Below are 12,641 nucleotides of genomic sequence, written 5' to 3'. Positions count from 1 at the left end.
ATATAACCGAGGTGTGGAATCCCTTCGACGCCGATGACGGTCGGGCGCCGGAACTGGTGGCGGAATTGATCCGTCGCGTACCCGAAGCCTACCGTTACCGCCAACTGCGTGCCATTACTCTCAAGGACTACGTCAATCGAGCGGAAGAACTCAGAGAGGTTTCGCAGGCGTCAGCCCGCTATATGTGGACGGGGAGTTGGCGCACGGTGCGCGTGACGATCGATCCGGTGGGAAGCACAACCTTGGGTGAGGCGCTGGAAGAGAAGGTCATGCGCCACCTGGAGGCCGTGCGCCTCATTGGTGAGGATCTCGAGATTCGACCCCCGGAATTCGTGCCACTCGAGATCGTCGTTCAGCTTTGCATCCATCCCGATTACTGGGTCGAGCATGTTCGAGAAATCCTGGAACAGGAATTTTCAGACGGATACACACCCGATGGCCGTCTGGGTTTCTTCCATCCCGACCGATGGACGTTCGGCCAGGCGTTACACCAAAGTCAACTGGTCGGTCCGATCCAGGCCATACGCGGTGTCGATCATGTAATCGAAGCTGCCATGAAACGCTGGAATGCACCTGCTTCCGGAACGAGTGACGTCATCCGGGTTCGATCTAATGAAATCATCCTGGTCGAAAACGACCCCGACCACAAGGAACACGGCACGATCCACTTCGATATCCAGGGAGGCCGTCGATGAAACCTGATTGCCGCAACGATTGTGCCTTGCCGGACCCATTCCCGAGGCGAATCCATAATCGGCCTGGATTGAGCCGCATTCGCTATTGCATTGGCACCTGGTCGGACTTCCGGGAAACGATCCTGCGTCAGATGAACAAAGAGGCCGCGCTCGCCGGGTGGACCTATCGGGTAAGCGATGATCCGGGAATTGCTTTACTGGAAGGTGCAGCAGTCTTGGGAGATATTCTCACTTTCTATCAAGAAGTCTACGCCAATGAGGTCTATCTGCGTACGGCGGAGTGGCGGGAGAGTATCTCGGATCTGGTGCGTTTGCTGGGTTATCGACTTGCGCCGGGCATCGGCGGAAGAGGCACCTTCGCCTTCTTAATCAAGAAAAAGATCGCCATCGTTCCCAAAGGATTTCCGATTAAGGCCCAGGTGAAAGGGCTTGACGGAACCTGCGAGTTCGAAACTACCTACGAACTTACGGCTTACCCCGCCTTGAGTGAATTTCGTTTATACAGACCGAGAAAGTCGATGGCGGCCGTATCCAGCGGCCTGAGGAAATTGGAACTGCATGCCGTCGACGGTTCGTCGAACCCTGATCGTTTGGCGGAAGCGGAGATCGGCAAAGGCGATCGCTTGATGTTGGTGCCGGATCCGGTCTCCTACGTGAGTAGTTCACACTCGCTGCCGGCCCAGAAGAAATCTGAAATCCTGATCGTGTCCAAGGTAGAGAGAGTACTCGATCGCACCGTCATCCACTTCGAAGGCGAACTAACGGAAACGCGAGGTGCGACTGTCACGGCGTACAAATTGGGGCGGAGTTTTCGTCACTATGGTTACGCCGCCCCGGCGCAGATTCCTGTCTACAACTCAAGCAGTGATACATTGACCTACGATACGACCTCCTACAGCCGCATGCTGTTTACCCCTTCAGGACCCTATTACGTTCCCCAACACAACTCGATCTTCAAAGGCAAGGAAATGGCACTGGCCCAGGAGGTCGATGATCTGGCAGCCGGCAGTGAGATCATCTGCCAGGGTGAAGTGAGTTTCTCCTCGTATACCACCCGTTATCCGTTCACCTATGTGCGCACAATTAAAGACGTTCGTTCTGACTCGTTCATGTGGGCCAACGTGACCGGCGCGTCTACGGTAATCGAATTGGATGCATTGTTGGTCCCCGGAACGTCCGGGGCTTCTCCATACGCCGACGTACGTTCGCTGCGATTTCATGAGACTCTGGGGCCTTCGCTGACACTGCACGCTCCTGCGGATTGGAACAGCGGAAGCATCTCCGGAAAGCAGCTCAACTTCTACGGGACGTATGACGCCGCTGTCAGCTTGGCAGGCCGCAAGGTTATGTTCGAGGACCAGGATGGTACACTCGAACAGATCACCATTTCCTCCAAAAAGACCGACTTCACTTTAACCGGCAGGGATAAAACGCACAAGTGGATTTGGACGGTGGCCCTTTCCGGCGTTCCCAATTCCTTCGATTTGGAGGATTTCGATGAGGACGAGCCGACCGTCACCGTTTATGGCAACCTGATCGAAGCCACCCAGGGCAAAAGCGAACGCAATAAGGTTTTGGGTAATGGGGATTCCCGCCAGAGGTTTCAGACCTTCAAGCTTCCCAAGACCCCACTGACATACCACACCGTCTCGTCTGAAACGCCACCCGAAGTTCCCGAACTCAAAATCTACGTCGACGGGCGTTTGTGGAAACGAGTGCCGACTTTCTTCACCAGTGCGGCGGATGATGAGGTTTATATCGTGCGCGAAGACCACGAAGGCGTAAGTTGGGTGCAGTTCGGAGATGGTAAGACAGGAAAGCGATTGCCCTCCGGCCTCAAGAACGTCGTCGCTGAATATCGTACCGGCAACGCCGCCTACGGCGTGTTGAAAACCGACACGACGGTACAAGCCGGCTCGAAATTGGACAACCTGGATAAGATTCTGCTGCCGGGTTTGGTGAGCGGCGGTGACTCGGCCGAGACGGGCGACAACGCCCGGGCGGCCGCTCCAGGCAAGGTGCAGAGTTTGGATCGCCTCGTGAGCATTAAAGATTATGAGAGCGTGGCGCTGGCGATCGCGGGGGTGTCAAAAGCCATGGCTGCCTGGGACCTGGTGGATGGCGTACCATCCGTCGTCGTTACGGTCTTGATGGACAGCGGGCGCAGCGCTGAAATAAACGCGGTCCGTAAGACCTTGAATGAATACAACCGCTGCCGAGGGGCGCAACGTTTCCCGATCGAAATCATCCAGGGCCAGCGGGAATATATCGCTCTCGCCGCCGACGTAGCATTCGATGCGACCTATCAACAAACCGACGTCGAATTGGACATCAAAGAAACTCTGGGGTTGGCTGGGGAGGAGAAGTCCGGGGTCGATGGTTCCCGGGGGTTGTTGGCTGAAGCGCAGCGGAGTTTTGGCCAGCCGGAGTACGCCTCCCGCCTCGCAGCTATCATTCAGAACGTCGAAGGCGTGTTGTGGGCCAAGGTCAAGGCTCTGCAATCGTTGGGTGTAAGCGATGCCCCAAAGACTCTGACGCTGCCCACTACGACCGTCTTCAACACCGATTTGGCATGTGACAGCGATCGCATCTTGGCGCTCTATTCTGGCCTGCTGAAGCTCAGTCCGATTTCGACGCCAGCCACGGAGGCTTGTTGATATGGCTGATAAACGCGTCCCGCTTTACGAGCGACTGCCGGAGATCTACCGCATAAAAGATGAGAGCGTCGCGCCGCCCTATCAGCTCAAACGCTACCTGGCGTTGGTTGAGGCGGTCTTCGGAGCCGTGCATGAGAACATCGAAGCTCTTTACAACGACTTGTTCATCGAGACTTGCGACCCCTGGGTGATCCCGTACATCGGCGATCTGCTTGGAACGAGCCATTTGTCGGGCGACCCATGGACCTTGCGGGCCGATGTGGCCGATACGATTGCATTGCGGCGGCGCAAAGGGACGTTGGCGAGCCTGGAGCGCCTGACCTACAACCTGACGAAGTGGGGAGTCCATTGCGTCGAACTGTTGGAAAACCTGATCTGGAATCAACACTTGAACCATCAACGCCCGGACGAAGGTGGGGATCCTCCATATGCCGAGCCGACGGTTACGCGTTTCACACCCATCCGGGGCGGCACTGTAAATGTGCGCGATCCGGCGATGTTGAGCCTTTTGGGCACGCCTTTCGATCCTTTCGCACACGTGGCCGATGTGCGGCCGCCTGCGTTCGGCGATGTCAGTTGCAACCTGCCCAATCTGGTTATTTTCCTGTGGCGTTTGAAAGATTATCGTGTGCGCTATGCCAAACCGGCCTGGGCTGGAAGCGTAGATCTGGGAACGGTGGTGTTGGCACGATTCGATCTGCATCCCCTGGGGCAGCCCGTCCGACTGCTCAATACCTATCAGTTCGATCCTACGCAGTCGTCGCCGGTCATCACTGAGCTTGATCGGGTGCCGGGTTTCATCTCTCGTGCCAGGCTCACCCAGGATTCGGCGGCCGGCAATCCGCAAGCCTATTTTTCGATCGACACATACGATCCTTCTGTATCGAATTCCGACCCACTCGAAGTGAGCGACGTCGGTTTGCAGTTCCATCTGCCCATACCAGAGTTCGGTGGCGAAACCTGGCCGGATGATGACGGGGTGAATTGGACCGTTCGCGGTGAGGAGCTCTATGCCTGGGAAGACAGCATGGTCAGGTCGTTGGCCGATCGTCAGATTGCCATCGATCCGGAATACGGGCGAGTCATCATCGGTGTCAGCAGCGCGGCCGAGGCCGACGCGTTGAAGGATCACATGTTCGTGACCTACACCTATGGCGCCGTGGGCCAGGTGGGTGCGCACCCGGCCACTCGCCAATCGGCCGCACCGCAAGATGTGGGTGGTGAAAGCGTCGTGACGTTCGATGTAAACCTGCATGCCAGCGGTGATCCCGATGAGCTGCGAAAATCGCTGGACGATTTGGACAGCGCCGCTTCACCCCGCCTGGTGGAGATTCACGACAGCCTGAATCATGTTCTCGACCTCAGCCTCGTACAGGGAAAGAAAAACCAGGATGGAGGTCCCAATCTCAATTTGGCCAAATCGCTGATCATCCGCGCGGCCGATGGTCAACGACCGATCATCAAACTCAAGCAGCCGCTGCGCTTTCGGCCGAAGGATCCAACCCAGGCGGCTGAAATCAGCGTTCGCCTGGAGGGCTTGTATCTCACCCGAGACAGCTCCTTCCCGGCCCATCAGCCATTGATTGCCCGGGCGGCCGTCGACAAGCTCGAGATCGTCGAGTGCACCCTGGACCCGGGAGGCGCGCAGCCGGTGTGTGCACCTCGCGAAGCGATCGAGACCGCCATGAAGCTCTCCACACCCTACGGATTTCCGGCTTCGGAAGCCGGCGACTTCGATCAGATTCCGGAAATCGTGATCCACCGCTCGATTTGTGGTCCGTTGGCCATCGATCGCGGTTACCAGCTCACACTAAGCGATTCCATACTCGATGCCGGCAAGGGAATCGGAGACGATTCGACGAACGATTTTGCACTATCGAGCGTGACCAATCCGGCCGACGGTTATGGACCACCCACACAGGTTAATGGGCTGACCGTGTTCGGCAGGATGCGGGTGGAGACGCTGAGCGGCCGCGGCGGCATCTGGGTGCATAAGCTGGAAGTGCTCGACAATCAACGGGGCTGCATCCGCTACAGCTACATCAGCAGCCCGGATGATCGCATTCCCCAGAATTTAGGATGTGTATTCGGCACGCAGGCCGATTTGAGCTTCGTGAGTGAGATTTTCGGAGCACCGGGATATGCACAGGTGGCATGGGCGTCCGATTTCCGCATCCGCGAACGTGGCCCCAATGACGATCAAATGGGCGCCTACGGTTTTCTATTGGAAGCCCATAAATGGCGCAATCTACAGATTCGTTTCCGTGAATTTATGCCGGTCGGTGTGCGACCGATTCTGGTACCAGTGACATAAGGAGAGAGGATATGAAGGGCGACTTCTCCCGATGGAATCCCATAAAGGACACGAACTTCAACGGCGTCCTGCACCAGCAGGGTCGGGTGCTTACCGATGCCGATTGGAACGATCAAACCCGTCTGTCGCTGTACTGGCGCGATCGCGCTGCTCGATACGTCGTCGGCGCACGCGTCATGGCCATACCGACCGAGAACTCGGATGCCTTCAAAATCGAACGGGCTTGGGTCGACGGCAGCGAGGTGAAGCTCGAGGTGCAGCCGGGGTTTGGCTGGGCCGATGGAGTCGGAGTCGAGCTGCCGGGCAGCCCGGGCACCACGTTGGACCGCACAGCTTCCTACTTTGGCCCGCCGATCCACTCACCTGTACCAACGGTTTCATCGATCGCCGACGGCACGCGTGATGCGGTGGTGTTGGAGGTGTGGAGAGAGGCGTTCAACGCCTTCCAGCGTACGTCCGATTTCTACGAGCCGGCTCTGGGCGGCCCGGATACTACCGAGCGGGTCCTCACCGAATCGCGCTTCCGCCTGTTCCGCCTGGAGAATGAAGACGTCTGCGGAACGGTCTATGATCAGGTCCAGGACGACCCGGCGACCAAGGGAAGGCTCAAGGCAACACTCAAGCCGGTGGAGATGGGTTCGGGACCTTGCCCTGTGGTGGAAGGCGGCGGCTTTCTGGGATTCGAGCACGCCCTGTACCGTATCGAAGTCGCCAAGGTCACTGGCGCGCAGGCCAGGTTCAAGTGGTCACAATTCAATGCTGGTTTGGTTGGACGGGGCGAGTGTGATTTGGGCGGCGCATCCAAGAAAGTCACGATCAAAGCCAACGATCAGGCCATCAAGATGTCCGGTTTGACGAATTTCTATATGGAAGTGATCGAGGAGGATCAGGCAAGCGGCCATTGGCGGGTCACCTACGGCGCCGAGGTCAGCTTGAATGATGATGACCTCGAGGTCAGCACAGAACACTACACCGAGTCCACCGTCCCTTCCGGCACGGTTTTCTTCCGTCTGTGGAACGAAATCCGACTCATGAGCGACTTCCCCAAAGTCACGACGCCGACCGATCCGACGCAGCTGGGGGATGGCATCTACCTCGAATTCGACGCCCCCGCAGCGGGCAATTACCTTCCGGGGGATTTCTGGACATTCGACGTGCGAGCCGGCGGCCTGGGTAACCCCGTGGCCCTGGTCGACGACCTGCCGCCACAGGGGGTCACGCTGATTCGGGTTCCTTTGGCCATCGTGACCTGGGACTCGGATACGGACGTCACCTTCGACGCCGGGCAGATCAAGGATTGCCGGGATCTGTTCCGACCACTAACCAATCAAACCGTGTGCTGCACGTTCACCGTCGGTGATGGCGTCGTCAGTTTCGGGGACTTCAACGACATCAATGAGGCATTGCGCCATCTGCCCGAGGCCGGTGGAAAGCTTTGCCTGCTGCCCGGATTGCACTGTGCCAACGTCGTCATCGAAGGCAAACGCAACGTAACCCTGTCTGGCTGCGGGCGGCGCACACATGTCGTGCCCGATGACGAAGCGCTCAGCGATCCCATCATCACAGTTCGAGATTCGAACGGGATCACGCTGGAAGACATGACATTGGTCAGCTTGGAAGGGGAAGCCATCGTATGCATGGGCAGCGATCTCGAATCGCTTTGGGATATCGAGATACGCCGTAACCGCATCGAAGCACTGAAGCATGCCATTCGGTTGGACGGTGGGCGCATCGTCAACGTCCATCACAACAAGATCCGCATGCTGGATAAGGCCGGAGGTGAAGTAGCCATCCTGGTCCAGGGAGAGCGCGTGCTGATCGAGCGTAATGAAATTGTGGTGGTTCCGGTGGATGCGGTTCCGCCGCCGGATGATTTCGATGGCGACGATACTACCAATCCGTCCGATGACTGTTTCGATTGGGAGGTATTCATTCTCCATCCTGAACTCCTTGTTTACTTCATCGAAGGCTACTTTGCCTTTTATGACTTCGAAATCATCCCGAGCATGCCATTTGCAGCGGAAGGTGGCATCCGGGTCGAAGGCGGATCGGAAAACGTCGACATCCGGCGTAACACGATCGTTGGCGGGTCCGGCAACGGAATCACGCTGGGTGGGGTGCCGAAGATCGGCCAGATCAAGGATCAAACCGATGAAATGCCGTCGGCAGAGGAAGTCGTCTTCACTGCCAGCGATACGGATATCTGGGGAAGCGTTCGCCAGGGTGCGAATTTGCTGAAGGATATTCCTGTGGTCATGGAAGCCGAAGACGGCGCCACAAACACGGCCGTCAGCGATGAGTACGGCTACTTCATTATCAGAGACGTGGAACCAGGAGAGCAGCGAGCCTGGGTCGACCAGTCCGGTCTCCGCTTGCGCGAGGTTCGAATCGTCGACCAGGTGGAGTTCGGAAATTTGTATGAATTTGAGGTGGAGGAGGTCGAGGATGAATTCGATGTGAACCTTTCCTACTTGCTTGATTTCATCTACGACGTTGTTATCGAGCAGAATGATATTGCCAACATGGGGTTATCGGGAATCGGCGTGCCCTATCTCAAACTGAGTGACTGGATCGATGCTGAACGACTCATGCGCCTGGTTACCGCCGAGCCCAGCCTGGTTTACTGGTTGGTCTTGAATCTGTATACCGGAGTCCTGGGCGGGTATATGGTCGGTTTAACGATCATTGGAAACACGATCAGTCGCTGTTTGCGGCGTTCCAATGACGAGCAGCGTGTGGAGATGCGTAGCGCACGGGGGCTGGGCGGTATATCTCTCGGGCTGGGGGAGGATGTGCTCATCCGTGAAAACGAAATCCGCAATAACGGCACGGATCAAGAAAATCCGGTTTGCGGAATATTCATGCTTTTCGCGGATCAGATCGACATTCGCAGCAATCGCATCCTGGCCAACGGCGTTCCGGACGATACGTCATCAACGCCGCAATCCGGATTGTGGGGCGGCATCACCGTCGTGGCGGTTGCACTTCCATCGCTATCAGATGGCGATACGGCGGTCGAGAGTGCCTTCGCCGCAATGATCTCGGATAACCTGGTCGATCAACCCATCGGGCGGGCTTTGACGCTGCTGGCTTTTGGCGCTACCTCGATCGTCGGCAATCAATTCGGGGTTGGCCGGATTGGTCCATCATTCCTGGACAAGTTGGTGGGATCTGTCCTGATAGCCAATGCGGGCGGGTTGCATAATTTCACCCAAATTGGGCTGCAACAAGGTCAATTCGAAGCCTCCGAAACGCCTGCGTCCGGTGAGGAGGTTAGTGAGGCAGAGAGCGACAGCGGAGCTTCTTCCAATAGTGGCTCTCCTTTGTGGTCGACCAATTTGAATGAAATGAGTTACTTCCAGCCGATACAGATCGTTCCGGGAACCGCCGCCTTCGGTGATCCGAATCCACTTCTGCCCAGCGGGACGGTGCTGTTCAATGCCAATCAGACCCGATTGGCATCAGGCAGCAAGGCCGCCATCTCGCAGCTGATTCTGACGATGGATGATTTGGGCTTCGACGGCAATCAATCCGAACTGCTGGGCACATTGGGATTGGAATCAACGACCGCCGCACTAAGTCAAGGACAGGGTTTGATTCGCCAGATCAACACGGTACTGGCAAGCATGAATCTGCGAGCCAGCGACAACCGCATGAAAGAAACACTGGATTTGTATGCGATTCAATACCGTCTATCGCTCTTGAGCGTTAGCCTGTTCATGAACAACACGACCAACAACCAGGGCAACCACTGCACCATCGCCGCCAGTATACTGGATGCTTTCTTGCCCTCATTCCACTTGAGAGTATCAAACGGCAATCTGGTCATGCTTCCGATTTCGGAAAGCTGCCAGGGCGTCCAGGAGAGGGTGGCTGAAAATCCGTTCTTGCTTCTGGTAATGTTTGCAGGTCTGCTGTTAGGGAGGAGTTCCTGATGGAAAAGAAGTTAAAAGAGATGAAGTTCGCCGATCTCGAAACCGCAGTGCTGCAGCTGTTGGGCAACCCGCCAGTTTCGGTGGATAACCTCAAGGATGTCCAACTATTCCACCGCAGCCTGATGCAGAGAGAGGCCGCTCGTTTGGAGCGCAAGCTGGGAAGCGATCATCCACGCGTCTTGCGGTTGAAGACGCGCGCCGAGACGAGCTTGAAGCGCGCCGCAGCCACGGCCGTTGAGCTGGAACTTGCCCGCATCCAGGCCCCACATGTCGCTGCAGGGGACGGTCTGATTCACGGGCGGGTGGTGAAGGTGGATCAACACGGCCTGGGTTCGCTGACGATCAGGCTTGAAGATAAAAGCGGCCGCCAAATCAAAGATCTGGGTGAAACCCAAACGGATTCACGGGGCTACTATGCCATTCGGGTCGATCCGCAGATCACCGCAAAACTCCAGAAATCCGGCAAGACCGAGGTGTACCTTGCCGTTCGTGATTCCAAAGGCAAGCTGATCCAGCGGGATCAACAACCCATTCGACTCGAAGCGGGAGTCAGAGCCTATCAGGAAATACGCCTGGAGATCGCCGGAGGCCGTCTTAAGGCCGGCCGTGCGACCACGAGCGGCTTTTCCACTGATACCGGTAAGAAGACGACCACGACCAAGAAGAAAAGCCCCAAAACAAAGGACGAACCCTGGATCGTCAAGGGTCGGGTGACGGGTGCGGATGGAAAGCCTGCATCCGGACTCATCGTGCGGTTGTACGACAAAGATCGTCGCTACGATGACTTGCTCGGTGTAGTCACGACCGATGATGCGGGCAATTACGAGATCACTTATCGGACGCAGGATTTCAAAGAGGGCTTGGAACCGGGTGCAGATTTATACCTGACGGTGGAAGATATCGACGGTAATGAACTGTACAGTTCGGAATCGGCCGTGCGCTTCAACGCCGGCAAGCAGGAGACGATCGACGTTCAGTTGGGAAATCGGTAATCGCTTTTGGCAGTTATAAATGTAGTTGGTAATCAACGGTCGGATATATCGATTTGGTAGGTAGGAAAAAATGCAGGCGTTGGTAGAGAGACCCAAGATGAAGCAGAAGGTCTTCCATCGTCGCGCGTCTTCGGAGCCTTCTGAATTGAATGCCAGCTCGACCTTAGAGGGGTCGAGTGAGTATAACGTGCAATCGGGTTTGAACTTCTGCGCCTGCGACGGAGGATGTCCACGCTGCGCAGGTGTCCAAACCAAACTCCGGGTGAGTGCGCCCGGAGATCGAGATGAAATGGAGGCCGATCGCGTGGCCGATCGAGTCATGCGCATGGGGGAACCAACACAACATCGCCACTGTACCTGTGGAGGTACGTGCCCCCAATGTAGTGGAAAAGATGTTGGACCTGGCCACCTGAATACACATAATCTTCATCCTGATCAGCCCAGAAATGCTTTCCGCCCTTCAGTCAGGAACCAGGCGCCAGCGTTCCTACATCGGTCCAATGTGTTTCGACAGACGCTCGACGAGCCAACGCTGCGCGTGCCTCCAGCGCAATCCCCACGATTGCAGGTCGATCGCCTGCGGCTCGACGAGGCGCTGCAGCAGTTTTCTCGCTTGCTTGAATTGCAAGGCAGACGAGGCAGTCGACAAGCAGGTGAGGCGCTTCCGCAGGCACCCGCGGATTGCGTACCGCGTATGGTATGTCCACCAGATAGGCTTGCTGAAAATTTACCTTGTCATGCGGACTTATGTGGACCTACCGTTGAGCTCTGGCCCGGCGCGTATCGTCAGTCCCCTTATCCACACGATCCAAACGTACCTCGGAGAGACGCCCCACCGCCGCCCTTCGTATGCTTCCAGCACTACTACAATGGATGGGTTGTCTGTTCGCCCTACGATCCCACAGGACAATCAGGGCTCGGACGAGCGTTGACCCCATCCCCGCCGGAAGGCTACGTCCCATTACCCAATCTCGGTTCCGGGCTGACACTCCAGCCCAAACTCACGTTAAGTACACCGGGAGATCGATATGAGCAACAGGCAGATCGGACAGCCGACCAGGTGGTGCGCATTCGGGAGGACCAGGGGCAGACGGTGAGGGCTCACAGACCAGCCGGAGGAGGGCAACTGGTTTCACCGCTCGTAGCGCAAGTCGTCTCTTCGTCAGGACATCCTTTGGACTCTGCGACGCGCTCGTTTATGGAACCGCGATTTGGGCATGATTTTAGCCGAGTCAGGGTCCATACCGATGCCCGAGCTTCTCAATCGGCGCAGGGGATTAACGCGAGTGCATATACGGTAGGCAGTGATATCGCATTCGCTTCGGGGCAGTACACCCCGTCGAGCACGAGAGGCAGATGGCTTCTTGCGCATGAGCTTACACATGTGATTCAACAAAGCGGACCATTCGCCGGGGCAGGCATTCAGCCGACGGAGCGGAAGATCCAGCGGCAAAACGTACCGTCTCATCAATGGCGATTCAACCTCATCAGCTTGCGGGCTTACTTGAGGTTGATCCGCCGGCAGGGACATCCTGTAGGATATGGTCCTACTAGGCGTGACACGACCAGCGATGACTATGCACAGGAAATCGTGGAGCGGTGGCTCGCCGGCGATCCCGCATTTTCCGATCTGGACGTGTACACGCGTATCCTTCTCATTCGCGAGCTAAATGTTGGAACGACTCCAGCTGTCGAACAGCGAGCGATCCTTAATATTCTGCGAGAATCGCTTCCCTCAGAACGCCAGGCTATATTGGACGCTATTAATCAAGAGATCGTTTGGTTTCAAACGAGACTGGAGTATGAGATGGTAGGCGCTCAACAAGAGGCGTATGACAACCTCCTGACAACCCATAGGTTAGTGAGGCAACTCAGCGCTCCCTGGGCCGTGTGGCGGGTAAGACAGATTTTTGAGAGACATGGCGATGACCGCGTGCTCCGCGACATTATCCGCCGTCACATCCGGATCGTTCGCTTTCAGCGCGCGGTGGATGAATGGACGCGGAACGATCCAACCGATCCTGAGGTAAGGGAATTCCCGGCTCCCA

At 56.7% G+C, this 12,641-nt stretch carries 7 protein-coding genes; 6 read left to right on the top strand and 1 reads right to left on the bottom strand.

The window, feature by feature from the left end:
• The 5 genes from P8Z34_15200 to P8Z34_15180 form a co-directional block, all read left to right on the top strand.
• Positions 1–695: baseplate J/gp47 family protein (locus P8Z34_15200; GenBank protein ID MEJ2552020.1), on the top strand; the 695-nt coding region annotated here is incomplete at its 5' end.
• Entirely contained in the window at positions 692–3,352 is a 2,661-nt protein-coding gene (locus P8Z34_15195; GenBank protein MEJ2552019.1) for a hypothetical protein, read from the top strand. The genes P8Z34_15200 and P8Z34_15195, both read left to right, overlap by 4 nt.
• 1 nt (position 3,353) lies before the next feature.
• Positions 3,354–5,666, top strand: coding sequence for a hypothetical protein (locus tag P8Z34_15190; protein ID MEJ2552018.1), 2,313 nt, complete (start codon positions 3,354–3,356; stop codon positions 5,664–5,666).
• Positions 5,667–5,677: 11 nt separating this feature from the next.
• Positions 5,678–9,601, top strand: coding sequence for a DUF6519 domain-containing protein (locus P8Z34_15185; GenBank protein MEJ2552017.1), 3,924 nt, complete (start codon positions 5,678–5,680; stop codon positions 9,599–9,601).
• Positions 9,601–10,593 (top strand): hypothetical protein, encoded by a 993-nt coding sequence (locus P8Z34_15180; protein MEJ2552016.1) that lies wholly within the window; start codon positions 9,601–9,603, stop codon positions 10,591–10,593. Before P8Z34_15185 ends, P8Z34_15180 begins: the two co-directional genes overlap by 1 nt.
• Before the next feature lie 487 nt (positions 10,594–11,080).
• On the opposite strand, the gene P8Z34_15175 is transcribed toward P8Z34_15180, so the two are convergent.
• Positions 11,081–11,242 carry a hypothetical protein gene (locus P8Z34_15175; GenBank protein ID MEJ2552015.1) on the bottom strand — a complete coding sequence of 54 codons (162 nt, stop codon included), beginning with the start codon at positions 11,240–11,242 and terminating at the stop codon, positions 11,081–11,083.
• A 735-nt stretch (positions 11,243–11,977) separates the two neighbouring features.
• Between P8Z34_15175 and P8Z34_15170 the strand changes: the two genes are divergently transcribed.
• The coding region (locus P8Z34_15170) for a hypothetical protein (protein ID MEJ2552014.1) at positions 11,978–12,641 on the top strand (664 nt) is incomplete at its 3' end.

The organism is Anaerolineales bacterium, from assembly GCA_037382465.1.
Taxonomy (GTDB): Bacteria; Chloroflexota; Anaerolineae; order Anaerolineales; family E44-bin32; genus WVZH01.
Note: the sequence above shows the minus strand (reverse complement) of the source record. Positions and strands in the feature narration are given on the sequence as shown.